The organism is Anaeromyxobacter sp. Fw109-5, assembly GCF_000017505.1.
In the GTDB taxonomy this organism is placed as follows: Bacteria; Myxococcota; Myxococcia; order Myxococcales; family Anaeromyxobacteraceae; genus Anaeromyxobacter.
In genome coordinates this window covers 1,073,454-1,100,166 of record NC_009675.1, presented here as the reverse complement: position 1 = coordinate 1,100,166, position 26,713 = coordinate 1,073,454, and the positions used below count along the sequence as shown (strand labels likewise).

Here is a 26,713-nt window from a genome sequence, read left to right as displayed (position 1 = left end):
AGGCCGGCGAGCGGGGCTCCCGCCCGTGCCGCTGCGGCGAGCGCCCGGGGCAGGCGCAGGTGCCTCCGGAGCGAGCGGGGGTCCGGGGGGCGCAGCGTCACCGCGCCCCCCGTCGAGCGCGCCCGGCGCCTTTCCTGCTCGGCCCGTCCGCGGTACGTTCCGGGCGCATGCCCGTAGCGACGTTCGCGGCCGCGGGCCGCACGGCCGTCCTCCTCCTCATCGTCGCCGCCGTGGTCTCCGGCGTCGCGGGCGCGTACCTCCAGGCCGAGGAGGCGAACGCGGAGCGCCGGCTCGTGGAGGGGCGCGCGAGCGCGCTCGCCGAGGCGCTGGAGCGCTCCGTCACCGAGGCCATGGAGGAGCACCGGCCCGAGAGCATGGGCGCCATCCTCGCCGCCGTGTCGCGCACGCAGGGCGTCGCCGGCGCCGCGCTCGCCGGTCCCGACGGGCGGGTGCGGTTCGCCGCGGGCGAGGCCCCGAGCCGGCTCGGCTTCGCCGCGGAGCGCCGCTGGACGGAGACCCGCTTCGTCCACTCCAGCCCCATCGCGAACGCCGGCGCCTGCCGGTCGTGCCACGGCACCACGGCCGTGAACGGGGCGCTGCTCGTCGCGCTCGACACCACCGACCTCGGCCCGCGGCTCGCGGCCTCGGCGCGCCGGATCTGGGCGCTCGTCGGGCTCACCTTCCTCGCCATCGGCACGGCCGTCGTCCTCGTGGTCCGCGCCGCGCGGCGGGTCGCCGACCGCACCCAGCGGCTCGCCGAGGCGCTCGCCGCCGCGAACGCCGCGCGCGAGGCGCGGGCCGCCGACCTGGCGCGGCTCCAGGCGATCCTCGACTCCATGGCGGACGGCGTGCTCTTCATCGACGCCGACGACAACGTGGCCCTCGTGAACCAGGCCGGCCGCGTGCTGCGCAACCTCACCGGCGGCCCGGGGCGGCCGCTCCGCGACTGCCACCCCAAGGCCTCGCACTCGATGCTGGAGCGCGTGATGCGCTACCTCCGCGACGGGGACGACGCCGGGCCGGCCCACTCGATCATCAAGGAGCGCGAGGGCCGGTTCGAGACGACCTACGCGCCGGTGAAGGGCGCCGGCGGGGCCTACCTCGGGACCGTCATGGTGATCCGGGACATCGCGGAGCGGCGCACGCTCGAGCGGCGGCTGCTCGACGCGGAGCGGCTCTCCGGGCTGGGGCAGATGTCCGCCCAGATCGCGCACGAGCTGCGCAACCCGCTGAACGCCATCGGCGGCGCGGCCCAGTACCTGCGCCGCCGCTTCGACGGCGACGCGGAGGTCGCCGAGTACGCCGGGCTCATCGGCGAGGAGGTGCAGCGGGTTAACCGCTTCGTCTCCGAGCTGCTCCAGGTCGCGCGCCCCGCGGAGCCCGACTTCCGCGCGGTCTCGGTGAACCGGCTGCTCCGCGAGGCCGCGCAGAAGGTCGCCGTCGCCCGCGGGCTCGCGCCGGAGGCGGTGCGGCTCGACCTCTCCCCCGACCTCCCGGTCCTCGACGTGGACGCCCCCATGATCACGGAGGCCCTCGTGAACCTGCTGCAGAACGCGTTCGAGGCCGGCGGGGAGGCTCCGGTGGAGCTCGCGAGCCGCTACGAGACCGCGGGCGGCGAGGGCACCATCGTCGTGGAGGTGCGCGACCGCGGCTGCGGGGTGCCCCCCGAGATGCTCGAGGAGGTGCTGCGCCCGTTCGTCACGACCAAGCCGACCGGCACCGGGCTCGGCCTCGTGGTGGTGGGCCGCGCGGCGGAGCAGCACCGCGCCCGCTTCGCGCTGTCGCCCCGCGAGGGCGGCGGGACCGTCGCCGCGATCCGCTTCCCCGTCCGCCGCGCCGCCGCACCGGCGGCCATCGCCGAGGCGGACGAGGCTGGCCACGATCGCGCGCCCGCGGAGGCTCCGTGACCTCCCCGCCCGCCGCCGCCGAGGGGCTCGTCCTGCTCGTGGACGACGACCCCGGCACGCGCAAGGTCGCCAAGGCGAACCTGTCGCTCGAGGGGTTCGAGGTGCTCGTCGCCTCCTGCGGCGCGGAGGCGCTCGCGCGGCTCGGCGAGTCCGATCCGCTGGCGGTCGTCTCGGATCTCAAGATGCCGGACATGGACGGCATCGCGCTCATGGACCGCGTGCACGCGCTCCGCCCGTCGCTGCCGGTCGTGCTCGTCACCGCCCACGCCACCGTCGAGACCGCGGTGGAGGCGATGCGCAAGGGCGCGCTCCACTACCTCACGAAGCCCATCCGCTACGACGAGCTCGCCCTCGTCCTGCGCCACGCCGTCGCCCACGAGCGGCAGCGCCGGGACGTGGCGCGCCTCAGGGGAGAGCTCGAGCAGGCGGCCGGCTTCGAGGAGATCGTGGGGACGTCACCGGCGATGCGCGAGGTCTTCTCGATGGTCGAGCAGGTCGCGGACGCGGACGCGACGGTGCTGCTGCGCGGAGAGACCGGCACCGGCAAGGAGCTGGTCGCGCGCGCCATCCACCGCCGCTCGGCGCGCCGCGACCGGCCGTTCGTGGCCGTGAACTGCACCGCCATCCCGCGCGACCTGATGGAGAGCGAGTTCTTCGGGCACGAGAAGGGCGCGTTCACCGGGGCCGTGGCGCGCCGCATCGGCCGCTTCGAGCAGGCGCACGGGTCGACCCTCTTCCTGGACGAGATCGGCGACCTCGACCTCTCCATCCAGGCGAAGCTCCTCCGCGTGCTGCAGGAGCAGGAGCTCACGCGCGTCGGCGCCCAGGACCCCGTCCGCGTCGACGTGCGCATCGTGGCGGCCACGAACCGCGACCTCGAGGCGCTGGTGCGCGAGGGGCGCTTCCGCGACGACCTGTACTACCGCCTGAACGTCATCCCGATCCGGCTGCCCCCGCTGCGGGAGCGGACGAGCGACCTCCCGGCGCTGACCGAGCACTTCCTGGGCTCGTTCGCCAAGCGCTACGGCCGGACCGCTCCCATCCCGCCGCCCGACGTCATCGGCGCTGCGCGCGCCTATCCCTGGCCCGGCAACGTCCGCGAGCTCCGCAACCTGTGCGAGCGCGCCGTGCTCATGGGCTGGGCGGCCGTGGCGCCGATCCTCGGCGCCGGCAGCCGCGCCGACACGCTCGGCGCGGCCGCGCTCGTCGATCCTTCCCTGCCGCTCCTCGACGCGAAGCAGCGGCTCGTCGAGCGGTTCGAGCGCGAGTACCTCACCCGGCTGCTGAAGGAGCACCGCGGCCGAATCGGCGAGGTGGCGCGGGCCGCCGGGATCGCCGAGCGCAACCTGTACGAGAAGATGAAGGCGTACGGGCTGTCCCGCGACGACTACCGGTGAGCCGGCGAGGCGGCCGAGGGGTCCGGGGCCACCGGCCGCGATCCGGCCGCTGCGGCCGAAAGCCGGAACTCTCGGTCGGGCCCGAGGCCCGACCGAGCCCGCCGGCAGCTGCCCGGCCCTCCGGCAAGTGCCCGCTTGCACGCCATCCCACGCGGGCCAGCCCCGCAAAGGCGCGCCGGATTGCCGCGCCCCCCGGCAAAAGGGCGGGATGACCCACCGCAACCACCGAAGCCACTTCTTCGCGATCGCCCTCGCGGCGCTGCTCGGCGCCGGCGCCACCCTCGCGCACGCGCAGACCCGCTCCGACGCCGCGAAGCCGGGCGCCGCCCCGAAGGGGAAGAAGTCCGGCGCGAGCGCGAAGCCTCCCGGCGCGAAGGCCGCGCCCGCCGGACAGAAGATCACCGACGACACCGACGATCCCGCCGTCTGGGGCAAGGAGTATCCGCTCCAGTACGAGACCTACAAGAAGACCGTGGACCAGATCCGCACCAAGTACGGCGGGTCGGAGGCGCTGCCGCGCACACCGGACGAGGCGGACCCGCGCTCGGTGGTGTCGCAGGAGAAGATCGAGGAGGACCCGCGCCTCAAGACGATGTGGGCGGGCTACGCGTTCAGCGTCGACTTCCGCGAGGAGCGCGGCCACGCGTACATGCTCGAGGACCAGACCTTCACGAAGCGCCAGGCGGTCGTGAAGCAGCCCGGCTCGTGCATGCAGTGCCACGCCTCGGTGTACGTCCCGTACAGGAAGCTCGGGAACGGCGACCTGCAGGCCGGCTTCCGGAAGATGAACGCCATGCCGTACGTGGAGGCGCGCAAGCACGTCGAGCACCCGGTGGCCTGCATCGACTGCCACGATCCCGAGACCATGGCGCTTCGCGTGACGCGCCCCGGGTTCATCAACGGGATCCGCGAGCTCAAGGCGACGCAGGGCGTGAAGAACTACGACGTGAACGCGCAGGCGTCCCAGAAGGAGATGCGCGCGTTCGTCTGCGGACAGTGTCACGTGGAGTACTACTTCAAGGGCGAGGACAAGCAGCTCACCTATCCCTGGTCGAAGGGCCTCCAGGTCGACGACATCATCGCGTACTACGACGAGGTGAAGTTCAAGGACTGGGTCCACAAGACCACCGGCGCGCCGGCGCTGAAGGCCCAGCACCCCGAGTTCGAGATGTGGAACCAGGGGATCCACGGCCGCTCGGGCGTGAGCTGCGTCGACTGCCACATGCCGGAGATCGCGTACAAGGGCGAGCGGATCACCGATCACCAGGTGAACAGCCCGCTCCTCAAGGTCGAGGCGTCCTGCACGAAGTGCCACGCGGACGTGAAGCCCGACGCCCTGAAGCAGCGCGTCCTCACGGAGCAGGACCGCTTCTTCAAGCAGCGCGACAACGCCATGGACGCGCTCATGGGCCTCGTCGCCGACCTCGAGAAGGCGCAGGCAGGCGGCAAGGCCTCGCCGGCGCAGCTCGACGCCGCGCGCTACCTCCAGCGGCGCGCGCAGTTCTTCCTCGACTTCGTGGAGGCCGAGAACTCGACCGGCTTCCACGCTCCGCAGGAGGCGCTGCGGATCCTCGGCGAGTCGATCGACTTCTCGCGCCAGGGGCAGCTGGTGCTCCGCGACGCCTCCTTCCAGCCCGACGTGAAGGTGGTGTCGATCCCGACGGCGCAGCCCGGCCCGAGCCAGGCGACCGGCACGGCGCCGGACGCGCGGCCCGCGCCGGCGCCGGCGCCGAAGCCGCAGAGCCCGTCGAGGTAGCGGGGCGCGCGGCCCGTGGACGCAGGGAGGCCCCGGCCGCCGCTGGCGGTCGGGGTCTCCTCCTCCTCCGGAGTCGCTACAGCGGGACCGGCAGCGGGAGGCGGTGGACCTTGTCGACGGAGTGGGCGCCCTTGACGCCGTGGCAGGAGGCGCACTGCTCCTTGCCGTTCCCGGTCTGGCGCGCGGCGTGAGAGATGGCGTACGCGGTGGCGTGGCAGGAGGTGCACGCCGCGGTGATCGGCGGGGTGGCCGGCTCGTCCTCGCCGTGCGCGCTCGAGCCCGCGTGGCGGATGGTCGCCGTCTCGTTCGCGAGGGTCGGGAGCGCGTCCGCCGGGACCGACTCGACGCGGTACGTGCCGTCGAGATGGCAGAGCGTGCACTGCGAGAGATCGCCCGGGAACTCGCCGACGTCGCGGAAGCGGAAGCCGTACCTTCCGTACGACGCGTACGGCCGGAGCGAGGAGAGCTCCGCCGTGCCCGAGCGTCCGCCCGTGTGGATCCGGTGGATCATCACCTTGAAGTGGATCGAGCGCTCCTCCACCCCGTCGTAGGTGCCGGCGAGGTCGGTGTCGCCCCCGCCCGTCTTCGGGCGCGCGTGCCAGTCGCTCCGGTCCGGCGCGTGGCACGCGGCGCAGTAGTCCACGTTCGTGCGCATCGACCCGTGGTAGGCGACGCGCCCGTGGCACTGGTTGCACTTGTCGACGTCGACGATCCTCCGGCGCGGCTGGGGGGAGCCGCCGCCGGTCCCGCCGGCGGCGAGGTCGATCCACACGAGCGCCGTGTCCGCCGGCTCGTAGAGGGACTCGCCGGTGTAGGGCCAGGCGAAGGCGTTCCTCGCGGCGTCGAACAGCTGCGTGTACCCCGCCCGCCGCGCGTCCAGCGCCACGACCCACGTGCCGGCCGCGTCCGCGGGCAGCTTCGCCGTGAAGGTGTACTCGAACCGCCCCTCCGCGTTCACGTGGGTGTCCACCGGGACCAGCTCGCTGATCGGGACCGCGGGGCTGCCGAAGGATCGGAAGTCCGGGTCCGGAGGGCCGGCGATCGTCGCCTCGAACCAGCCTGGGTAGGCGAACCCGCCGCGGGGGATCGGGCTCGTCGCGTCGTACGCCGGAGCGGGCGTCGTGAGCGATTCCAGCGGGCCGTTGCGATCGGACACGGTGAACACGATCGTCGGGGACTGTCCGGGGGCGGCGTTCCTGACCTCGACGATCTCCAGCACCGGCTTGTCGAAGCGCGGGCTCTTCGGCGGCGCGACGTGCGCCTCCTTGATGTCGACCCAGTCCGCCGGATCGCCCTGCCGCGACACGTGGCACGTGACGCAGCCGTCGTCGTCCGCCTTGGGCCCGCCGGAGTGAGCGAAGTGGACGGCGTCGGGCGGCGCGCCCTCTCCGAACCAGACGTCGGGGTGGCAGCCCTGGCAGCTCCGCCGCGAGATCTCGGTGTCGAGCCGGGGCGCGTCCACCGCGCCCTCGTGGCACGCGGTGCAGCTGCGGTAGTCGAGCGGGAACGTGACCCCTCGCGCGAGCAGGCGCGGGGCCTGCCCGTTGTCGGTGCGCGCCACCACCTGCCCGAAGACCCGCTCGCGGCTCTGCTCGCCGACCACCGAGAACTTCCGTCCGAGCACCGGCGCGTTCCGTCCCGGGAGGAAGGGCTTCGGGCTCTGCGCGCCGATCGGCGGCGCCGCGGCGGTGGTGCTCGACGCGTACAGCGTGGGGAGGTTCTTGCCGCGGTGGATGCGGTGGACGAGCCGGCCCAGCTCGAGCGGGTTCGGGCTCGTCGCCGGCGTCGCGTCCGCGGGCGCCGCCGGATCGACCGTCTGCGCGTCGACGAGCTGATGGGTGTGGCAGGTCACGCAGATGCGCGTCCCGGTGCGCGAGCCCTCGTGCGCCCTGAGCGTGCCGTGGCAGTCGCCGCAGCGCGCGTCCAGCACGAGCTCGCGTCCGCCGAGCTTCCCGCTGCTCGGGACGAAGTCCGTCGTGGAGGTGGTGAGCGCCGTCCCCGTGACCGCGCGCAGCCACACGCCGACGCGCAGCGTCTCCGCGGGATCGTGCCCCGCCGGCAGCGGCTCGGCGAACGCGTAGGTGAACGCCCCGCCGCCCAGCGCCGTCCAGGCGCCGTGGCTCTCGGCTCCGGGCTGCAGCTCCCCCGTGAGCACGAGGCTCCGCCACACCGGGAGCTGGTTCAGCGGCCCCTTCCCGAGCGCGGCGAGCGTGAAGGCCGGATCGAGCGCGCGCGCCGCCTCGAGCCCGAGCGGCGTCCCGTCGCGCGAGATCCGGACGGTGGCGACCACGCGCCCGTCGACGACCTGCGCGCCGCTGAGCTCGATGTGCGGCCCCGTCGGCGGGGGCGCGCCGACGGGCGCACCGAGCTTCGGCGCCTGCTGACAGGCGGCGAGCGCGAGCGTCACCGCGGCGAATGCGCCCTTCGTGATCCGGCCGCTCATCCGTTGCCTCCCGGGCGCGGCGCGCTGACCCGTCGCGCAGCGCGCACCTCGTCGCCCATAGCACGAAGCAACCGGGAGGCACATTCCGCGGACCGCCGCGCCGCGCGCGTGGGACGCGCGGAGGTGCGCGCGCGGCGCCGGGCCGGCGCGATCCGGCGCCGAGGTGCGGAGCGCCGCGCATCGAGCGCCGGTCGCGAAGTTGACACCCACAGGATCTCGGCACGTACGATGCGCCCCGGGACCGACTTCGCGGCGGAAGAGATCCGCCGCGTCGGGGAGGACGACATGCGACTCGGCCGCGGCGACTGGCGCCGGCCGCGCTCTCTGGACAGCATCTGCGGCGCCGTCGCCCTCGCGGCGCTCGTCGCGTGCGCGCCCGCGCCCGGCGTGGGCGAGCGGAAGCCCGCCCAGGAAGGTCCGCCCGGCCCCTCCCAGAGCTTCGCCACGCTCGCGCAGGAGATCCTCGCGCCGCGCTGCGCCACCGCGTCCTGCCACGCCGGCGAGTGGGGCGAGTACCCGCCGCTCGACGCGCACCTCGCGTACGGCTTCCTCGTCAGCGCGCCCTCGCTGCAGATGACGATGAACCTCGTCGAGCCCTTCGAGCCCGAGAACAGCTACCTCGTCCTGAAGCTCCGCGGCACCGCCGGCGAGGTGGGCGGCGTCGCGAGCCCGATGCCGATCGGCGACGCCGTCCTCGACGAGTCCGAAATCCAGGCGATCGAGGCGTGGATCGCGAACGGAGCGCCGAATGACTAGCCGTAGCGCGCAGCGGCGGACCACCGCCGCCGTGCTCACCCTGGCCGCCGCCCTGCTCGCGCTCCCGCGCGCGGCCGCCGCCGGCGAAGACAACGTGATCGTCTCCGGGTCCGTGTACGTCGACTACTGGGGCATCGAGCGGAAGGACGTGGCCGCCCGCGCGCCGCGCTCCGTGTCGCCGGACGCCTCGCTGAAGGTGCAGGTCGACATCCACGACGACCTCGCCTTCTCGGCCAAGGCCTGCTTCAGCTGCCACGGCATCGACCTCGAGCACGCCCACCTCGACTACACGCCGAAGACCTGGTTCAACCTCCAGGTCGGCCGCATCGCCGTGCCGTTCGGTGAATACGCGAACCGGGTCGATCAGTCCGGACACAAGACCGCGTCCGCGCCGCTCATCTACGACATGGGGCGGATGGCCTACGGCGAGAAGAGCCAGATGAACCTCGGCGTCATCCCCCAGCCGTACTCCGACACGGGCGCGCTCCTGTACGGCGTCACCTGGCTGGGCGAGAGCGTGCAGGTCTGGTACGGGCTCTACGGCGTGGCCGGCATGCGCGGCGCGAACGATCTCGACTTCACCTCCCTGCGCACCGTCTACTACACCGACAACAACGACCAGCCCGCGGCGGGCGCGCGGGTCTCGTTCACCCTCTCCACCGACGGCAAGGGGTTCTTCGGCGACGTCAGCGTCGGCGCCTCCGCCACCGGCGGCCGCTACGATCGCGCCGCCAGGCTGGACTACGTCGCCGTGGGGGCCGACGCCTCCATGAAGCTCGGCCCGGCCACGCTGCGCGGCGAGTACGCCGCCCGTCGCACCGACATCGACACGAACGCGCCCGGGTACAAGTGGGCGATCGTCGACCCGTTCGTCGTCAAGGAGGGCTGGTACGCCGAGATCGAGCACCCCCTCGGCAGCCACCTCGACGTGGTCTACCGCTACGACGAGCTCCGCCGTCGCGGCGTCCCGCTCCCGGGGCCGACGCCCCTGACCCCGGACAGCCTGCTGGTCCGCTACACCGCCGGCCTCGTGCTGACGCCGGCCTCGGCGGTCTACGTCAAGCTGGCGTGGGAGTACTGGAGCGACGAGACGATGATCGGGACGCCCGCGGGCACGACGCCGTTCCAGGACTTCAACTCCATGCACCTCGGCTTCGGAGGAGCCTTCTGATGCCCGTCACGTTCGCCGCCACCGCCGTCCTCGGGCTCCTGCTCGGCGCCGAGCCCGAGAAGGCGCCCCCCGATCCGCGCGACTTCGGCCCGGGGACCATGGACGTCTCGGGGTACCCCGAGGAGCACCAGCGCAAGTACGACCTGCTCATCTCGAAGTGCAACAAGTGCCACCCGGCGGCGCGCGCCGTGAACTCGCACTTCAGCTCCCAGCAGTGGAAGCGCTACATGAAGAAGATGCTCCGCCGCCCGAACTCCGGGATCAACGAGGAGCAGGCGCAGCGCATCTACGAGTTCCTGAAGTTCCGCGCCGAGAAGGAAGGGCTGGGCTAGGCCCGGCGTCCCCATGTTCTCCTCCGTCCCCGAGCGCGCGAAGAGCTCGCTGCGTTTCCGGCTCCTCGTCGCGACCCTCGTCCTCGTCGCGCTCGCCCTCGGTGTCGCCGCGGTCGCCTTCGAGCGCGTCGCGCGCTCGGTGATCGTCGACGCCATCCACTCGCACCTCTCCGCCCGCGCCGAGGAGGTCCAGGCCGCGGTGGTGCGGTTCCAGCGTGAGCGCGCGCTGGCGGTCCGGAGCTGGGCCGAGGCCGAGGCGATGCAGATGACGATCGACTCGGGCGACCCGAAGTTCGCCGAGGACTACCTGCGTCGCACCATCCAGGACCAGGGGGGCTCGATCTCGGCGGCGGCGCTCCTCGACATGGACGGCGCGATCATCGCCGCGGTGCGCGAGGGCGCGGAGGGCGAGCGCCGCGGCTTGCCCGTCGCCAGCCTGCGCGGCGTGGTGCTCGGCGACGCCCCGGTGAAGGCGGCGCTGGACGCCACGACCGAGCTCGGCGACGGCGTCGCCGCCGGGGTCGCGCCGCTCTCGCGGCTCGACCCCACCGAGGCGCGCGCGCTCGGCGTGATGGTCGCTGCGCCGGTGAAGGACTTCGCCGCCGACCTCGTGGGGGTGGTCGTCGCGATCATGCCCCCGCAGGCGCTCTCGCGCCTCCTGGGCGGCATCGCGGCCGACGGCCACTACCAGCCCGTCGTCGCCGACGAGGGGCTCACGCTCGTGCTCTCGCTGCCGGGCGCGAGCACCCAGCAGGCGCGCGCCCTGGCGGAGGCGGCGGCGGGCGCTCCCGGCGAGCTCGAGCACGTCGCGCTCGCCGGCTCGGAGCCGGTGCTCTCCGTGCGGACCGCCGCCGGCGTCGGGGTCCCCGGCTGGCGCACGCTCATGGCTGTCCACGAGTCCGACGCCTACGGCCGGCTGTACTGGCTCCGCGCCCTCCTCGGCGTCATGTTCGCGATCGTGCTCGCCGCGGCGGGCCTCGCGAGCGTGGGCGCGATCCGCCAGGCCTCACGGCCCCTGACCGACATCACGCGCTCGATGTCGGCGGTCGCGGGCGGCGATCTCTCCACCCGCGTCCCCGAGGCGTACCGGGACGAGCTCGGAGACCTCGTCCACTCGTTCAACGTGATGGTGAGCGAGGTCGAGCGCTCGCGCGACGAGCTGCAGCGAACCGAGGCGCTCCGCCGCGAGGTGGAGATCGCGCACCGGATCCAGACCGCCATCCTCCCCGTCGCGCCGTCGCTCGCTGGCTACGACGTCGCCGCGCGCATGAAGCCGGCGGACGACGTGGGCGGCGACCTGTACGACCTGCTGCCGTTCGAGGACACCTTCTGGGTCCTCGTCGGCGACGTCTCGGGCCACGGGATCAACTCCGGCCTCGTCATGATGATGGCGCAGGCCGCCGCGTACGCCGCCATCGCCGAGAACCCGCGCCTCTCGCCGAAGAGCGTCATCGCGGCGGTGAACCGGGTCGTCCACGAGAACGTGCGCAAGCGCATGCGGCGCGACGACTACCTCACCCTCATGGCCGCGCGGCACCTCGGCGACGGGCGCTTCGTCGCGGCCGGCGCCCACCAGCCCATCTTCCTCTCCCGCGGCAGCGGGAAGGTCGAGGTCATCGAGCCCGCCGGGCCCTGGTGCGGCCTCGGCCCCCACGTGCAGCCGCGCGAGTACGAGTTCGAGGTCCGCCCGGGCGAGATGCTCTGCCTCATCACCGACGGCGTCGTCGAGGCGCCGGACGCGAGGGGCGACCTCTTCGGCGAGGACCGCCTCGCCCAGATGCTCTCCGAGCCCGCCGTCCACACCGCGTCCGCCTCGCAGGCGCTCGCCGCGATCTTCTCCAGGGTCGAGGCCTTCGCCGCCACGCAGGCGGACGACATGACCGCAGTCGTCCTGAGGCGCCAGCCCCATGCCTGACCGGAAGCCCGAGCCGCGCCAGCCCATCTACCTCATGCTCCGGATGAAGCCGCCCTGGGTCTTCATCGACGAGATCCGCCGCTTCGTCGAGTCGTTCTGCGCGTGCGCGTGCGACGTGGCCGCGAACCGCGAGTCGCAGCTCGCGCTCGCCGTGCACGAGCTCATGCAGAACGCGGTGCCGCACTCGCACGACGAGGAGGTCGATCTCGTCCTGGAGGTCGACCCGGACGCCGATCGCGTCGAGGTCGCGGTGACGAACCGGTGCACCGAGGCCGAGTTCCGCGCGCTGGAGGAGCGCATCGCGCGCATGAACCGCGAGCCGGACGCGCTCCGGCACTACCTCACCGAGATGAGCACGTCCCCGGCCACCGTGCGCGGAGGCCTCGGCCTCGCGCGGGTCCGCTTCGAATCGCAGCTCGAGCTCTCCCTGAGCCGCTCGGGTGGCCGCGTCACCGTCCACGCCTCCGGCGCGCTGCGCGCGCCGGCACTGAAGGTTCCCGGAGGAGCCCATGCCTGAGTTGCCGGTCCCGACCAACCCGCTGCAGGTCGCGGACGACAAGTACTCCGCGCTGCTCGCCAGCGACGCGGACGGACCCCGAGTCGTGTTCCGCGGCACCATCAGCACCGTCAACCCCGCGGTGATCCTCAACCCCTTCGTGGACGCCGTGCACGGCGAGCTGGCGAAGCTGGGGCAGCACCGCGTCCGCGTCGACCTGCGCGAGCTCGAGTTCTGCAACTCGTCCGGCTTCAAGTCCTTCATCCACTGGATCGAGCGGATCGGTGCGCTGCCCGACGGGAAGCGCTACTCGCTGCACTTCCTGTCGAACCCCGCGCGCAAGTGGCAGCGCACGAGCCTCCTCGCGCTGTCCTGCTACGGCGTGAACAGCGTCTCCATGGAGTAGCGCGGCATCCGGCCGCGCCCCGCGCGCGGCTCCTCACGCGGCCCGCTCGCCCTCCCGGCGAGCGGGCCGTTCGCCTTTCCCCCGGGTGATCACGCTCGCGCGGCTGCGCGCGCCTCGGATGCCGGCATCCGATCCGCTGCGGCGGGGCATCCGACCGCCCTGCGCGTTCCTGTCCGCCGCGCGCGCAAACCCGCGTCGACGCGTGCGCGCGCCGCGCGGAGGCGCTGGCGCGCCGCTTGCGAAGTGGAGAGGGGCAACTCGCTCGCGAGGCCCCTCATGCCCATCGGAAGCTCGCTCCTCTCGTGGCCGCTGCTCCTCGTCGCCGGTACCCTCGGCGTCGCGGCGGGCATCGGCGGCTACGCCTTCGCGTACGCGAAGGGGACGTCGTACCTCGGCAACGACCCGGCCACGTGCGCCAACTGCCACGTGATGTCCGGACACCTCGAGGGCTGGCAGCAGTCCTCCCACCACGCGGTCGCCACCTGCAACGACTGCCACACCCCCGCCACGCCGGTCGGGAAGTACCTGACCAAGGCGACCAACGGCTACCACCACTCGATGGCCTTCACGCTCGGCGGGTTCCCCGACGTGATCCGCGCGCGGCCCGAGAGCCGCGAGGTCGTCGAGGGCCAGTGCCGCCACTGCCACGCCGACGTCGTCGACGCGATGACGGCGGGCGGTGAGGTCTCCTGCATCCGCTGCCACCCCTCCGTCGGACACCTCCGCTGAACGTCTCACCACACCAAGGAGATACGCAGATGACCCCCGAAACCGCCCCGAAGAAGCGCGGGCTCCTCATCGGCCTCGTGGCCGGCGCCTTCGCCCTCGCCGCCGTCCTCGCCGCCGCGCTCCTCGTGAACATCGCGGAGAAGAAGAGCGAGGCGAAGAACCCGATCGTCCGCGTGGTGGAGCTGAACGACGACACGGAGGACCCCGCGGTGTGGGGCAAGAACTTCCCGGTCGAGTACGACCTCTACAAGAAGACGACCGACATGGTCCGCACGAAGTACGGCGGGTCGGAGGCCATCCCGCGCTCGCCCACCGAGCAGGACCCGCGGAAGGTGACCTCGCAGTCGAAGACCGACGCGGACCCGCGGCTCAAGACGATGTGGGCCGGCTACGCGTTCGCCGCCGACTTCCGCGAGGAGCGCGGCCACGCGTACACGCTCGACGACCAGATCTTCACCCAGCGCCAGGTCGTCGCTAAGCAGCCCGGCACCTGCGGGCAGTGCCACGCGTCCGTCTACGTCCCGATGAAGAAGCTCGGCGACGGCGACATCTTCAAGGGCTTCGAGGCCCTCAACAAGATGCCGTACTCCGAGGCGAAGCAGCACTTCAAGCACCCCGTCGCCTGCATCGACTGCCACGACTCGAAGACCATGGCGCTGCGCGTGACCCGCCCCGGGTTCATGGAGGGCATCCGCGCGTTCAAGGCCTCGCAGGGCATCGAGAACTACGACCCGAACACCATGGCGACGCGCCAGGAGATGCGCGCTTACGTCTGCGGCCAGTGCCACGTCGAGTACTACTTCAAGGGGGCGGAGAAGCGGCTCACGTTCCCCTGGTCGAAGGGCATGAAGGCCGACCAGATCGCCGAGTACTACGACGAGGTCGGGTTCCGTGACTGGACGCACAAGGAGTCGGGCGCGCCGGCGCTCAAGGCGCAGCACCCCGAGTTCGAGATGTGGAACCAGGGGATCCACGCCCGCTCGGGCGTCGCCTGCGCCGACTGCCACATGCCCTACATGCGCGTGGGCGGGACGAAGGTCTCCGACCACTGGGTGCGCAGCCCGGTGCTCAACCTGAACCGCGCCTGCCAGGGCTGCCACAAGTGGCCCGAGGAGGAGCTCAAGGCCCGGGTCGAGGCGATCCAGGACAAGCACATGGAGCTCCGCGAGCAGGCGTTCGACGCGCTCGTCGCGCTCATCGGCGACATCAAGGCCGCGAAGGAGGCGGGCAAGGGAGACGCCGACCTCGAGAAGGCGCGCTTCCTCCAGCGCCGTGCGCAGTTCCTCTTCGACTTCGTGGAGGCGGAGAACTCGACCGGCTTCCACGCGCCTCAGGAGGCAGCCCGCGTGCTGTTCGAGTCGGTCGACGCCTCGCGACAGGGTCAGCTCGCGCTGAGGGATCCGTCCTTCGAGCCGACGGTGGCGGTGGTGACCATCCCGCCGCCGCCGCCCGCACCGGGCGCCGCGCCCGCCGTGCAGCCCGCCGCGGTGAAGAGGTAGCGCCGCCGGCCCCTCCGGGCGCGTCGCCTGCCGCGCCCGGAGGGGCTCCCGTCCCTCCCCTGGCCCGAGCCGCGCCCCGGCCACGTCGGCCGCCCCCGCGCGGCGCTCGCCCTGTCGCGGCCCGTATCGCCGGACGTGAACGAGATCGATGATGCCGACCAGACACCGTGACTCCCTTCGGGCCGCCGCCGCCGCCTCGGCGCTCGCCGCGCTCCACCTGCCCGCCGAGGCGCTCGCCGCGAACGCCCGGGAGCAGCGGGCCAAGCTCCTCGCTCGCCCCGAGCGCCGGTCGCCGGTCGAAGCGGCAGGGAGCGACGGCCCTTCGCCCGCCGCGGGGCTCGAGCCCCCCTGAGGAGCGCGCGCGTGATCGTCGCCGGCGTCGTCATCGAGACCGTCCCGGGAGCCGCGCCGCGCGTCGCGGCCCGGCTCCTCCACGAGCCCGGGGTCGAGCTGCAAGGCGGCGACGGGGACCGCCGGCTCGCCGCGGTCGTCACCTGCGCGGACGGCGCGGCGCTCGACGCGCTCGCCGAGCGGCTCGTGCACGGCCTCGCCGAGGTCGTCGGCGTCTTCCCGACCTACGTCGCGGACGAGCCGGACGCGGCTCCCGCGGCGAGGGCCGGCCGTGACCCTCGGTGACATCGCGACGTCGCGGCGGAGCCTGCGGAGCGCTCGCCCGCTGCGGCCGCGCCCGGCCGCGCCCGGGCAGTTGGGTTTCCCCGCGCGAGGCGTCGCGCTCCTGGATCGGGCGGTGTCAGCATCCGCTCGCCGCCCGGCAGCACCCACGTCGTCGCCGCATGCGGCGACCACCTTGAACGGAGGTTCCATGTCGATGAAGACTCGCATCCTGCTCGCCGCGGCGCTCGCGGTGCTCGCCGTCCCCGCCGCGGCGCAGAAGAAGCCCGCCGCCCCCGCGAAGAAGCCCGCGGCGACCCGGCCCGCGGCGAAGGGCGCCGGGGGCGCGTGCGTCACCTGCCACGCGAAGGTCAACCCGAACATCGTGAAGGACTGGGAGCTGTCGCGGCACTCGCAGGTGGAGGTCGACTGCACGGCCTGTCACGGCGACGCGCACAAGACCGAGGACGACTTCGCCAAGGCGACGATGCCCACGCCCGACACCTGCGCGCAGTGCCACGACGCCCAGGTCGCGCAGTTCAAGAAGGGCAAGCACGCCTTCGCGTGGGCGGCGGTGAAGGCCATGCCGACCTTCCACTACCAGCCGATGGCGATCCGGGAGGGCCTGAAGGGCTGCGGCGGATGCCACAAGCTCGGCCTGAAGACGCCCGAGGAGCAGGCCGAGCTCCGGAAGGTGGCGGGGCCGTACGGCAACGCGTCCTGCGATGCGTGCCACACGCGCCACCTGTTCTCGAAGGCGGAGGCGCGCCGGCCGGAGGCGTGCCAGACGTGCCACATGGGCTTCGATCACCCTCAGTGGGAGATGTACAGCAGCTCGAAGCACGGCGTGCGGAACGCCCTCAAGCAGACCGGCGCGATCCCGGAGCACTCGGCCGCACCGAGCTGTCAGACCTGCCACATGCAGGAGGGGAACCACGAGGTGCGCACGGCGTGGGGCTTCCTCGCCGTCCGCCTGCCCTTCCCCGAGGACGACCCGCAGTGGAAGGCGGACCGCATCACCATCCTGCAGGGCCTCGGCGTGCTCGACCCGTCGGGCAACCCCACCGGCCGCCTCGACGTCGTGAAGGCCGCCGACGTCGCGCGGCTCACCGAGGAGGCCTGGCAGACGGAGCGCACGAAGATGCTGAAGACCTGCAACGAGTGCCACTCCGGCGAGTTCGCGAAGGTCCAGCTCCAGCAGGCCGACGGGCTGATCCGCGACGCGGATCACGCGATGGCGGAGGCGATCCGGGCCATCGCCGGGCTCTACCAGGAGGGGATCCTCCCCAAGCCGAAGAACTACGCCTTCGCCTTCCCGGACCTCCTCACGTTCCACGACGCGCCGACGCCCATCGAGCAGAAGCTCTTCGTCATGTTCCTCGAGCACCGCATGCGCGCGTTCCAGGGCGCCTTCCACGCCAACCCGGACTACGCGAACTGGTACGGCTGGAGCGAGATGGCGCGCGACCTCGTGGAGATCAAGGCGGAGGCGGCGACGCTGCGGCGCGAGCACGCCGCGGCGGCCCCGGCGAAGCCCAAGAGGTAGCGTCACCCGTCGTGAGGTGACCTCGAGGGGAGGCGTCCCGCGCGGCGCCTCCCCTCGTCGCGTCCGGGTGCTGGGTCCCCATCGCCGCCCGTCCGGGCGCCTCGACGCCGGCCCGCCGAGCCGCTAGAACCCGCGGGATCCCGCGGGATCCCGCGGAGGCCGCAATGACCCGAAGCCTCGCCCCGAAGCTCGTCCTCGCCGCCGCGCTCGCGGCCCTCGGCTGCGCCGGCGCGCGCCGCGACGGTGCCGGCGCGGCGCCCAACGCCGCGTCCGGGGAGGCCGGAGCGCCCGCGGCTGCCGCCGCACCGCGCGATGGCCTGCCGCCCATCATCGACCGCGAGCTCATCTTCGGCGACCCCGAGATCTCCGGCGCCCGGCTCTCGCCGGACGGCGCGTGGCTCGCGTTCCTGAGGCCGCTCGACGGGACGCGCAACGTGTGGGTGAAGCCGGTCGACGCGCCCTTCGAGCAGGCGAAGCCCGTCACCGCCGACACCGCGCGGCCGGTCCCGGCGTACTTCTGGAGCTGGGACTCACGGTTCATCCTGTTCGTGCAGGACCGCGGCGGCGACGAGAACTTCGACGTCTTCGCCGTCGATCCGCGGGCGCCGCCCGGCCCGGGAGCGAAGGTCCCTCCCGCCCGCGGGCTCACCGAGCTGAAGGGCGTGCGCGCGGAGATCTACGAGGTCCCGAAGGCGCGGCCGGGGATCGTGTACGTGGGCCTCAACGATCGGGACGCCAGGTGGCACGATCTGTACGAGATCGAGATCGCGACCGGCAAGCGGACCCTGCTCCGCAGGAACGACCAGCGCTTCGTGAGCTGGACCTTCGACCTGGACGGCCGGCTGCGGCTCGGCACGCGGGTCACCGAGCAGGGCGACACGGAGATCCTCCGCGTCGATCCCGCCGGGATGAAGAAGGTCTACGGCTGCACGGTGCTCGAGGACTGCTCGGCGGTCCGGTTCGACCCGGACGGCCGGCGGGCGTACCTCGTCTCGAATCGCGGGGCCGGCGATCTCGTCCGGCTCTCGCTGCTCGACGTCCAGACCGGGGTGGAGGAGGTCGTCGCGTCGGATCCCGAGCGGCGCGTGGACCTCGTGGCGCCGGTGTTCTCGGAGGCGACCGACCGGCTCGTCGGGACGGTGTACGACGACGAGCGGCTGCGCTTCCACTGGACGGACCCCGGCTACGCGGCGGATCACGCCGCGCTGCAGGCCCGCTTCCCGGATCGCGACGTCGTCATCGAGTCTTCGACCCGGGACGACCGGCTCTGGCTCGTGTCGGTGAAGGCGGACGTCGAGCCGGGCGAGGTCCAGCTCTTCGACCGGACCACGAAGAAGGTGACGGAGCAGTACCGCCTGCGCGAGCGGCTCCCGCGCGCGGACCTGGCCCGCATGCAGGCGATCAGGTACCCGTCCTCCGACGGGCTCGAGATCCGCGCCTTCCTCACCCTCCCCGTGGGCGTGCCTGCGAAGGCCCTGCCGCTCGTCGTGCTTCCGCACGGGGGGCCGTGGTGGCGCGACAGCTGGCGCTATCACCCCCTCGCGCAGTTCCTCGCCAACCGCGGGTACGCAGTCCTGCAGCCCAACTTCCGCGGCTCGACCGGTTACGGGAAGCGGTTCGTCGATGCCGGGAACCGGCAGTGGGGCGACAGGATGCAGGACGATCTGACGTGGGGCGTGCGGCACCTCGTGGCCCAGGGCACGGTGGATCCGAAGCGCGTCGGGATCATGGGCGGCTCCTACGGAGGCTACGCGACGCTCGCCGGCGTGACGTTCACGCCCGACCTCTACGCCGCGGCCGTCGCGATCGTCGCGCCGTCGAGCCTCATCACGCTGCTCGAGACGATCCCGCCTTACTGGGAGGCCGGACGCGTCGTGTTCCACACGCGCATGGGCGACCCGAACACCCCGGAGGGCAGGGCGCAGCTGGAGCGTCAGTCGCCGTTGAACCACGTCGCGGCGATCCGCACCCCGCTGCAGATCGTCCAGGGGGCGAACGATCCGCGGGTGAAGAAGTCGGAGTCCGATCAGATCGTCGTCGCCCTGCGCGAGCGCGGCTTCCCGGTCGAGTACCTCGTGGCGCCGGACGAGGGGCACGGGTTCCAGCGGCCGGTCAACAACATGGCGGCGTTCGCGTCCGCCGAGAGGTTCCTCGCGAAGCACCTGGGCGGACGCTTCCAGGCCGACATGCCACCGGCCGTGGCGCGGCGCCTCCAGGAGCTCACGGTCGACCCGGCGACCGTCGAGGCGCCGCGGCGCGCCGCGCCCGCGGCCGGGCGGAGGTGACGCGGGGGCCGGGCTCGCCGCGGCGGTGCCTCGCGCAGAGGCGCCCGCCGGGACGCCCTCAGGGCCCCAGATCGCCGAGGAAGCTCCGGCCGGTCTCGTGGCGTACCCCGAAGAAGTCGGCGACCGTCGCGCCGAGATCCGCGAACGAGCCGCGCGTGCCGAGCGCGCCGCCGCCGCGGCCCGGCGCGTGGACGACGAGCGGGACGTACTCGCGGGAGTGGTCGGTGGACGGGGTGGTCGGATCGCAGCCGTGGTCCGCGGTCAGGGCGGCGACCTCTCCCGGGCGGAGCTTGCCGAGGATCCGCGGGAGGGCGCGGTCCATCTCCTCCAGCGCCCGGGCGTAGCCCTGAGGGTCGTTCCGGTGCCCGTACAGCATGTCGAAGTCCACGAGGTTCACGAAGACGAGCCCGTGGTCCACGCGATCGAGGAGCGCCTCCGTCTTCGCCAGGCCGTCGGCGTTCCCCGCCGTGTGCAGCTCGTCCGTGATGCCCTTGCGGTCGAAGATGTCGGGGATCTTGCCGACCCCGACCACCGGCACCCGGGCGTCGACGAGCTTCTCGAGCACGGTCCGGCCCGGCGTCGCGATGGAGAAGTCCTTGCGGTGGTACGTGCGCACGTACTCGCCGGGCTTGCCGACGAACGGGCGGGCGATGACGCGCGCCACCCGGTACGGGTCGAGGATGCGCCGCGCGACGCGGCACCACGCGTACAGCGTCTCGAGCGGCACCGTCTCCTCGTGCGCCGCGATCTGGAACACCGAGTCGGCCGAGGTGTAGACGATCGGCATCCCGGTCCGCTGGTGCTCCTCCCCGAGCTCCCGGATGATCTCGGTGCCGCTCGCCGCCACGTTGCCGAGCACGCCCGGGAGGCCCGTCTCGCGGAGGAAGGGATCTAGGATCTCCGGCGGGAAGCCGCGCGGGAAGAGCGCGAGCGGCTCGGAGAGGACGATGCCCATCATCTCCCAGTGACCGGTGATGGTGTCCTTGCCCTGGGAGCGCTCCGCCATGCGGCCGTGGAAGGCCAGCGGCGAGGGCTCCGGGGGCACGCCCAGGATCGGGGTGAGGTGACCGATCCCCATCCGTCCGAGCACCGGGAGGGAGAGGCCCCCCACGGCGCGGCTCGTGTTGCCGAGGGTGTCGGAGCCCTCGTCGCCGTAGGCGCGCGCGTCCGGGAGGGCCCCGCAGCCCACGCTGTCCGCGACGAGGATGACGAAGCGGCGTCGGTCCATGGCCCGATCCTAACCGGCCGCGCGCCGCGCGAGCGATCAGAACGTGCCGAGGACGATGTCGACGCAGGCCGAGGCGCCGACGCGGCTCGCCCCGGCCCGGATCATCGCGAGCGCCTGGGCGGCGGTCCGGACGCCGCCCGACGCCTTCACCCCGAGCGCATCCCCGACGGCCTTGCGCAGGAGCGCCACGTCCTCGACGGTGGCCCCTCCCCCGCCGAACCCGGTCGAGGTCTTCACGTAGGCCGCCCCGGCGCTGCGCGAGAGCGCGGCGCCGACCACCTGCTGGTCGCGCGTGAGGCGCGCCGTCTCGAGGATCACCTTCACCGGGACCTTCGCCGCGCTCACGACGCCGAGCAGGTCGTCGAGCACCGCCTCGTGCCGGCCGGCGAGCAGCGCCGGCAGCGGGAGCACGACGTCGATCTCCTGCGCGCCCGCGGCGACCGCCGCGGCCGCCTCCGCCGCGCGCGCCTCGGGCGTCCCCTCGCCGCGCGGGAAGTCCACGACGGCAATGGTCAGCGAGGCCGCGTCGGCGAGGAGGTGCCGCACCTCCGGGACGTGCGCCGCGTGCACGCAGACCCCCGCGAAGCCGTACGCCCGCGCCTCGGCGCACACGCGCGCGACGTCCGCGCCGGTCGCGCCCGCGGAGAGCAGGGTGTGGTCGAGGAACGGGGCGAGATCTCGCGGGGTGCGGATCCGGGCGGGGTCGACGGTCCTCATGCGTCCTCCCGCGCGCCGGCGAGCTTGACGAGGGCGTCCGCGACCTCGCCCTGGAGGCAGCCGCCGTCCTCGTCCTCGTCCCCGTCGAGCCACGGGTCCCGGCCCGTCGACGCCACCAGCCGGTGCAGGTCGCGATCGAGGAGGTGCGAGGGCACCACGTGACCGAGCGCGTTGAGGAGGTTGCCCTTCACCGCGGGGTGTTCGTCCGAGAGCTCCGCGAGCAGCGCCTTCACGCGCTTGCGGCGCAGGTTCGGCTGCGAGCCGCACAGGTCGCAGGGGACGATGGGGAACCGCATCGCGGTCGCGAACGCCGCGATGTCCTCCTCCGCCGCGTAGCAGAGCGGGCGGACGACGACGTTGCGCCCGTCGTCGGAGCGGAGCTTCGGCGGCATGCTCTTCAGCGCGCCGGAGTAGAGCGCGCTGAGCAGCAGGGTCTCGACGAGGTCGTCGCGGTGGTGGCCGAGCGCGATCTTGGTGCAGCCCATCTCCGCGGCGGCGTTGTAGAGCACGCCGCGGCGCAGCCGCGAGCACACCGGGCAGGTGGTCTTCCCCTCCGGGACGAGGCGACGCACGATCGAGTACGTGTCGGCGTAGAGCATGCGGTGCGGCACGCCGACCGCCTGGAAGTGCCGCTCGACGATCTCGGCGGGGTAGCCCGGCTGCCCCTGGTCGAGGTTCACCGCCACGAGGTCGAAGTCGATGGGGGCGCGCTCGCGCAGCCGCATGAGCACGTGGAGGAGGGTGTACGAGTCCTTGCCTCCGGAGACGGCGACCATGATCCTGTCGCCGTCGCCGATCAGCTCGAAGTCGCGGATCGCGTTGGCGGCTGCGCGCAGGAGCCTCTTCTCGAGCTTCGACACGTCGTGCATCGGGCGCACTCTATAGCAGCGCCGCCGGGGAGCGCGCACCGGGCCCCGGCCCGATTTTCCTTTGACGCCGGCGGCGGCCTTGCGATAAAGGCGCGGGTTCCGTCGGGAAACACGAGGGGAGCATGCCTGCGAAGGACCTGGGCACCAAGCACACCTGCTTCAAGTGCGGCACGAAGTTCTACGACCTCAAGAAGCTGGAGCCGCTTTGCCCGAAGTGCGGCGCGGACCAGCGTGACAGCCCGGCCCTGAAGGCTCCCCCGCCTTCGGAGCGGCGCCAGCGGGCGGCCGCCCGCCCGGTGGCCGAGCCAGAGGAGGTCGAGACCGAGACCGAGCTCGAGGAGGACCTCGAGGAGGCGGAGGCCGACGAGGACGCCGCCGAGGAAGACGAGCCCTAGGGCTCTCCTTCAGCAGCCTCCCGCCGCCGGGCCGCGCGACCGGGCTCCGGTCCGGCGCGGCCTACGGATACGAGAGCTCCAGGGTCGCCGGGCCGGTCGCCGGCACGACGACCGTGGCGATCCTCTCGCCCATCCGCTCGTGCCACGCGATGGCGGTGTGGCGACCGGGGGGCACCCCCTGGATCGCGAAGCGCCCCTCGGCGTCGCTCACCGCGTGGAAGGGCGTGTCCACCACGAGGATCCACGCGCTCATCCAGGCGTGGACGTCGCAGCCCACCCGAACCGGCCCGGGGCGCGCCAGCGGCCGCTCCACGCGCTGGCCGGGGTTCGGCATGGGGACGTTGAACGCGGTCGCGACTCCGGACCAGCCGTGCACGTTGTGCAGGATGGGGTCCCCGTTCAGCAGCGCCACCGTCGAGCCGGCCGGCGCGGCCTGCACGTGCGGCACGAACCGGCAGCCGCGCTGGTCCAGGGTCAGGGCGCGCGGCTCCACCGGGGCGCCCGGCGCGACGATGCGGACGACCACGTTCGCGAGCCCGCCGCCGGAGACGACCAGCGACTCGTCGGGGGCCGACTCGCCGCACGCGCCCCGATCCTTGGTGACCGGCTGCGAGGCCGGCGGAGGCGGCGTGCCGGCGTAGCGCACCCTGCCCTTCACCTCGCCCGCTCCGGCGAGCGCGGGCGCGCCCAGGGCGACGGTCAGCGCGGCGAGGTGAAGCGGACGGAGGAGACGCATGGTCGACCTCGGGTGAGGGCTCGGCGAAGGGCGGGCACCGAATAGCTCCGCCGGCTCCGCCTCGCAACCGGCGCGGCGGCGCACCTCCGGACGGATGAACCGACCCCCGAACGCGACGTTGACCCCCGCGCGAGCCTTCACTAGGTCCCTCTCGCCTGCACAGCCCTCATGCGACCGGGACCTCCGTGACGATCGCCACCGCCTCCGCCCGCGCACGCCCCTCCTCCCTCCAGTACGCGAAGGACCTCCTCCTCCTCGCCAAGCCGCGCCTGTCCGGGCTCGTCATCGTGACCAGCGCGGGCGGCCTCGCCCTCGCCCCGGGCCACGTCGCGCCTGCCCGCGCCGCCTTGACGGTCCTCGCGACCGCGGCGGTCGTGGGCGCGGCGAACGCGCTCAACTGCTGGATGGAGCGGGAGATCGACGCCCGCATGCGGCGCACCCGCGACCGCCCGCTCCCGGCGGGGCGCGTGGACCCGTTCACCGCCCTGGGGCTCGGGATCATGGTCCCGGTGTTCGCCCTGCCGGTGCTCGCGCTCGTCGCGAACCCCCTCACGGCGGCGCTCGCCTTCGTGGCGCTCGTCACGTACGTCGCGGTGTACACCCCCATGAAGCAGCGCTCGACGCTCGCGCTGCTGGTCGGCGCCGTCCCGGGCGCCATCCCGCCGCTCATGGGCTGGACGGCGGCGACCGGCCGGCTCGACGCGGGCGGGCTCGCGCTGTTCGCGCTGCTCTTCGCGTGGCAGCTCCCGCACTTCCTGGCCGTGTCGATCTACCTGCGGGACGACTACGCCCGCGGCGGGCTGCGCGTCTTCTCGATCGTGCACGGGGAGCGCACCACCCGCGCCTGGATCGCGGCCACCGCGGCGGCCCTCGTCCCGGTGTCGCTCCTGCTCGTCCCGCTCCGCGTCGCGGGTCCCTCGTACGGCGCGGTCGCGGCGGTGCTCGGCGTCGCCCTCGCGGGCTACGCCTTCGCCGGCGTCGGCCGCGAGGGGGGGCGCTGGGCGCGGAACTTCTTCCTCGCGACCATCCTCTACCTGACGCTCCTCTTCGTCGCGCTGTTCCTCGGCGCACGCTGAGGCGCCGCGATGCGCGCGCTCGCCGCGGACGCCACGCCGGCCATCCCCCGCCTCGCGTTCCACGGGGTCGCCGTCCGCCGCGGCGACCGCGAGGTGCTCCGCGGCGTGTCCCTCGAGATCGCGCGGGGGGAGATCTTCGGGCTGCTCGGGCCGAACGGCGCCGGCAAGTCGACGCTCTTCGCGATCCTCGCCGGCCTGCTCCGGCCGGACGAAGGCCGGTTCCTGCTCGACGGCGTGGAGATCGCCCCCGGGGCGCGACGCCTCCGCAGCGCGGCGGGGATCGTCTTCCAGGAGCCCGGGCTCGACGGCAAGCTCACCGCGGAGGAGAACCTCCGCCTCGCCGGCGCGCTCCACCGCGTGCCCAGGCGCGAGCTGCGCGGGCGCGTCGCGGAGCTCCTCGACGAGGCCGGCCTGTCCGAGCGGGCGCGCGAGCCGGTGGAGCGGCTCTCGGGCGGGATGCGGCGGAGGCTCGAGCTCGCCCGCGGGCGCATCCACCGCCCCGCGCTCCTCGTCATGGACGAGCCCACGTCCGGGCTCGACGCGGCCGCCTTCCGCGCCTTCTGGGCGCGCGTCGCCGCGGTGCGCCGGGACGCGGGGACCACGGTGGTGCTCACCACGCACCGGCCGGACGAGGCGGAGCGCTGCGATCGCCTGGCAGTGCTCGCGCGCGGCGAGATCGTGGCCTGCGACACGCCCGAGGCGCTGCGCGCCCGCGTGGCGGGCGACCTCGTGGTCATCGAGGCGGACGAGCCGGAGGCGGTCGCGGCGGAGGTGACGCGGCGCCTCGGCCTCGCGGCGCACGTCCGGGCGGACGGCGTCCACGTGGAGCACGAGGGGGCGCACGCGCTCGTGCCCCGCCTCGTCGAGGCGTTCCCGGCCGGCCGGCTGCGGAGCATCTCCCTCCGCCGGCCGACGCTCGCCGACGCCTACCTCGCCATCACGGGGGAGGCGCTGGAGGAGACCGCGACCGGATCTCCTGAGGCCGGTCATCCCGAGCGTAGCGTCTCCGCGGGAGCGGAGCCGCGGAGTCGAGGGACCCCGACCGCGACCGCGACCTCGACCTCGACCGCGACCTCGACCTCGACCTCGACCTCGACCTCGACCTCGACCGCGACCTCGACCGCGACCTCGACCCGATCTCCTGAGGCCGGTCGTCCCGAGCGTAGCGTCTCCGCGGGAGCGGAGACGCGGAGTCGAGGGACCCCGACCCCGACCCCACGGACGCTCCCCCTCGCCTACGACCTCGCGACGATCGCGGTGCTCGCCCGGCGCGACCTCGTCCGCTTCTTCCGGCAGCCCTCCCGCCTCGCCGGCGCCCTGGGCCAGCCGGTCATCTTCTGGCTCGTGATCGGCTCCGGCTTCGGGGAGACGTTCCGGATGCCCGGCTCGACGGTGCCGTACCTCGCCTACTTCTTCCCGGGCGTGGTGCTCATGGTGGTGCTGTTCGCGTCCATCTTCACCACCGCCTCGGTCATCGAGGACCGGCACCGCGGCTTCCTCCAGTCCGTCCTCGCCGCGCCCGGCTCCCGCGGGGCGCTCGTCGTCGGGAAGACGCTCGGCTCCGCCGCGGTGGCGCTCACGCAGGCGGCGCTGTTCGTGGCGCTCGCGCCGCTCGCCGGCTTCCCATACCTGACCATCCGGTGGCCGCTCCTGCTCGCGGCGCTCGCGCTCTGCGCGATCGCCCTCGCGGCGCTCGGGTTCGCGGTCGCGTGGGGTGTCGACAACGTCCAGGGGTACCATGCGATCCAGATGACGCTGCTCGTGCCGCTCTGGGTCGTGTCCGGCGCGATGTTCCCCGCGCCCTCGGGCGGCGGCCCGCTCGCCACGGTGATGCACGCGAACCCCGTCGCCTACGCCGTGTCGGCCGCGCGCCGCGCCTTCGGCGGCGCCGCGGCGCCCGGCGCGCTGCCCGGCTCCGCCGCGCGCGATCTCGCCGTCTGCGCGCTCTTCGCCGCCGGCGCGCTCGCCCTCGCCGCCCTCGCCACCCGGAGGTCCCCACGGTCATGACCCTCGCCGAGGCGCTCCCCACGGTGAACGCCGCGCTCAACGGGCTCGCCTTCGTGCTCCTCCTGCTCGGCTTCCTCGCGATCCGCCGGGGAGACCAGCGCCGCCATCGCGCGCTCATGCTGTCCGCGTGCGCCGCCTCGGCGCTGTTCCTCGTCAGCTATCTCACCCGGATCGCCCTCACCGGGACTCACCGCTTCCCCGGGGGCGGCGCGCTGCGCGCGGTCTACCTCGCGGTCCTGACGAGCCACACGGTCCTCGCCGCCCTCGCCGCCCCGCTCGTCCTGCGCACCCTGTTCCTGGCCCTGCGGGAGCGCTTCCCCTCCCACCGCCGCATCGCCCGCGTGACGCTGCCGATCTGGATGTACGTCTCGGTGACCGGGGTGGTCGTCTACGTGATGCTGTACCACCTCGCGCCCTCGCCTCCGTGAGGCGGGC

At 73.5% G+C, this 26,713-nt stretch carries 24 protein-coding genes; 19 read left to right on the top strand and 5 right to left on the bottom strand.

The annotated features are described in order from the left end of the window. Positions 1-167 precede the first annotated feature (167 nt). The 3 genes from ANAE109_RS04940 to ANAE109_RS04930 all read left to right on the top strand — a co-directional run bounded on the left by ANAE109_RS04940 (position 168) and on the right by ANAE109_RS04930 (position 5,060). A complete protein-coding gene (locus ANAE109_RS04940; RefSeq protein ID WP_049768518.1) occupies positions 168-1,907 on the top strand; it encodes a nitrogen regulation protein NR(II) in 1,740 nt (579 codons plus the stop codon). Beyond that, on the top strand, positions 1,904-3,304 hold the full coding sequence (locus ANAE109_RS04935; RefSeq protein WP_011985280.1) for a sigma-54 dependent transcriptional regulator: 1,401 nt from the start codon (positions 1,904-1,906) through the stop codon (positions 3,302-3,304). The genes ANAE109_RS04940 and ANAE109_RS04935 overlap by 4 nt, the downstream gene beginning before the upstream one ends. A gap of 208 nt (positions 3,305-3,512) precedes the next feature. After that, on the top strand, positions 3,513-5,060 hold the full coding sequence (locus ANAE109_RS04930; protein ID WP_011985279.1) for an ammonia-forming cytochrome c nitrite reductase subunit c552: 1,548 nt from the start codon (positions 3,513-3,515) through the stop codon (positions 5,058-5,060). 76 nt (positions 5,061-5,136) lie between these two features. Here the strand turns inward: ANAE109_RS04930 and ANAE109_RS04925 are convergent, their stop codons facing one another. Further along, entirely contained in the window at positions 5,137-7,503 is a 2,367-nt protein-coding gene (locus tag ANAE109_RS04925) for an OmcA/MtrC family decaheme c-type cytochrome (RefSeq protein ID WP_041448132.1), read from the bottom strand. Positions 7,504-7,731: 228 nt separating this feature from the next. Between ANAE109_RS04925 and ANAE109_RS04920 the strand changes: the two genes are divergently transcribed. The 12 genes from ANAE109_RS04920 to ANAE109_RS04865 all read left to right on the top strand — a co-directional run bounded on the left by ANAE109_RS04920 (position 7,732) and on the right by ANAE109_RS04865 (position 19,250). Next, a complete protein-coding gene (locus tag ANAE109_RS04920) occupies positions 7,732-8,259 on the top strand; it encodes a hypothetical protein (RefSeq protein ID WP_011985277.1) in 528 nt (175 codons plus the stop codon). Further along, complete coding sequence (locus tag ANAE109_RS04915; RefSeq protein WP_011985276.1) at positions 8,252-9,430, top strand: hypothetical protein; 1,179 nt, start codon at positions 8,252-8,254, stop codon at positions 9,428-9,430. The genes ANAE109_RS04920 and ANAE109_RS04915 overlap by 8 nt, the downstream gene beginning before the upstream one ends. Continuing rightward, positions 9,430-9,762 (top strand): hypothetical protein, encoded by a 333-nt coding sequence (locus ANAE109_RS04910; RefSeq protein ID WP_011985275.1) that lies wholly within the window; start codon positions 9,430-9,432, stop codon positions 9,760-9,762. The genes ANAE109_RS04915 and ANAE109_RS04910 overlap by 1 nt, the downstream gene beginning before the upstream one ends. A 13-nt stretch (positions 9,763-9,775) precedes the next feature. Then, complete coding sequence (locus ANAE109_RS04905; RefSeq protein ID WP_011985274.1) at positions 9,776-11,677, top strand: SpoIIE family protein phosphatase; 1,902 nt, start codon at positions 9,776-9,778, stop codon at positions 11,675-11,677. After that, a complete protein-coding gene (locus tag ANAE109_RS04900) occupies positions 11,670-12,194 on the top strand; it encodes an ATP-binding protein (RefSeq protein WP_011985273.1) in 525 nt (174 codons plus the stop codon). Before ANAE109_RS04905 ends, ANAE109_RS04900 begins: the two co-directional genes overlap by 8 nt. Continuing rightward, entirely contained in the window at positions 12,187-12,579 is a 393-nt protein-coding gene (locus ANAE109_RS04895) for an STAS domain-containing protein (protein ID WP_011985272.1), read from the top strand. The genes ANAE109_RS04900 and ANAE109_RS04895 overlap by 8 nt, the downstream gene beginning before the upstream one ends. A 276-nt stretch (positions 12,580-12,855) precedes the next feature. Beyond that, positions 12,856-13,308: a cytochrome c nitrite reductase small subunit gene (gene nrfH / locus ANAE109_RS04890; protein WP_011985271.1), complete on the top strand. Its 453-nt coding sequence runs from the start codon at positions 12,856-12,858 to the stop codon at positions 13,306-13,308. Between the two features lie 29 nt (positions 13,309-13,337). Continuing rightward, on the top strand, positions 13,338-14,807 hold the full coding sequence (locus ANAE109_RS04885; RefSeq protein ID WP_011985270.1) for an ammonia-forming cytochrome c nitrite reductase subunit c552: 1,470 nt from the start codon (positions 13,338-13,340) through the stop codon (positions 14,805-14,807). Positions 14,808-14,955: 148 nt separating this feature from the next. After that, positions 14,956-15,159, top strand: a complete 204-nt coding sequence (locus tag ANAE109_RS04880) for a hypothetical protein (RefSeq protein ID WP_143827899.1) — start codon at positions 14,956-14,958, stop codon at positions 15,157-15,159. 11 nt (positions 15,160-15,170) lie between these two features. Continuing rightward, positions 15,171-15,443 (top strand): hypothetical protein, encoded by a 273-nt coding sequence (locus ANAE109_RS04875; RefSeq protein WP_011985269.1) that lies wholly within the window; start codon positions 15,171-15,173, stop codon positions 15,441-15,443. A gap of 193 nt (positions 15,444-15,636) precedes the next feature. Further along, positions 15,637-16,965 carry a multiheme c-type cytochrome gene (locus ANAE109_RS26050; protein WP_011985268.1) on the top strand — a complete coding sequence of 443 codons (1,329 nt, stop codon included), beginning with the start codon at positions 15,637-15,639 and terminating at the stop codon, positions 16,963-16,965. A gap of 164 nt (positions 16,966-17,129) precedes the next feature. Beyond that, positions 17,130-19,250 carry a S9 family peptidase gene (locus tag ANAE109_RS04865; RefSeq protein ID WP_011985267.1) on the top strand — a complete coding sequence of 707 codons (2,121 nt, stop codon included), beginning with the start codon at positions 17,130-17,132 and terminating at the stop codon, positions 19,248-19,250. 58 nt (positions 19,251-19,308) lie between these two features. On the opposite strand, the gene ANAE109_RS04860 is transcribed toward ANAE109_RS04865, so the two are convergent. Genes ANAE109_RS04860 through ttcA form a run of 3 tightly spaced genes read right to left on the bottom strand, consistent with a single transcriptional unit; the run spans position 19,309 to position 22,064 of the window. Next, complete coding sequence (locus ANAE109_RS04860; RefSeq protein ID WP_011985266.1) at positions 19,309-20,478, bottom strand: phosphopentomutase; 1,170 nt, start codon at positions 20,476-20,478, stop codon at positions 19,309-19,311. A 36-nt stretch (positions 20,479-20,514) separates the two neighbouring features. Then, complete coding sequence (gene deoC, locus ANAE109_RS04855) at positions 20,515-21,195, bottom strand: deoxyribose-phosphate aldolase (protein ID WP_011985265.1); 681 nt, start codon at positions 21,193-21,195, stop codon at positions 20,515-20,517. Next, a complete protein-coding gene (gene ttcA / locus ANAE109_RS04850) occupies positions 21,192-22,064 on the bottom strand; it encodes a tRNA 2-thiocytidine(32) synthetase TtcA (protein WP_041448130.1) in 873 nt (290 codons plus the stop codon). The genes deoC and ttcA overlap by 4 nt, the downstream gene beginning before the upstream one ends. Positions 22,065-22,186: 122 nt before the next feature. Here ttcA and ANAE109_RS04845 point away from each other — a divergent pair, with 122 nt between their 5' ends. Further along, complete coding sequence (locus tag ANAE109_RS04845; RefSeq protein ID WP_011985263.1) at positions 22,187-22,459, top strand: TIGR02300 family protein; 273 nt, start codon at positions 22,187-22,189, stop codon at positions 22,457-22,459. A gap of 61 nt (positions 22,460-22,520) precedes the next feature. Here the strand turns inward: ANAE109_RS04845 and ANAE109_RS04840 are convergent, their stop codons facing one another. After that, positions 22,521-23,195: a putative lipoprotein gene (locus ANAE109_RS04840; RefSeq protein ID WP_011985262.1), complete on the bottom strand. Its 675-nt coding sequence runs from the start codon at positions 23,193-23,195 to the stop codon at positions 22,521-22,523. 185 nt (positions 23,196-23,380) lie between these two features. On the opposite strand from ANAE109_RS04840, the gene cyoE reads away from it, so the two are divergent. The 3 genes from cyoE to ANAE109_RS04820 are packed head-to-tail and all read left to right on the top strand — an operon-like array spanning position 23,381 to position 26,706. Beyond that, a complete protein-coding gene (gene cyoE, locus ANAE109_RS04835; protein ID WP_011985261.1) occupies positions 23,381-24,271 on the top strand; it encodes a heme o synthase in 891 nt (296 codons plus the stop codon). A gap of 9 nt (positions 24,272-24,280) precedes the next feature. Beyond that, entirely contained in the window at positions 24,281-26,278 is a 1,998-nt protein-coding gene (locus tag ANAE109_RS25685; protein ID WP_011985260.1) for an ABC transporter ATP-binding protein/permease, read from the top strand. Next, on the top strand, positions 26,275-26,706 hold the full coding sequence (locus tag ANAE109_RS04820) for a DUF420 domain-containing protein (RefSeq protein ID WP_011985259.1): 432 nt from the start codon (positions 26,275-26,277) through the stop codon (positions 26,704-26,706). Before ANAE109_RS25685 ends, ANAE109_RS04820 begins: the two co-directional genes overlap by 4 nt. Positions 26,707-26,713 lie beyond the last annotated feature (7 nt).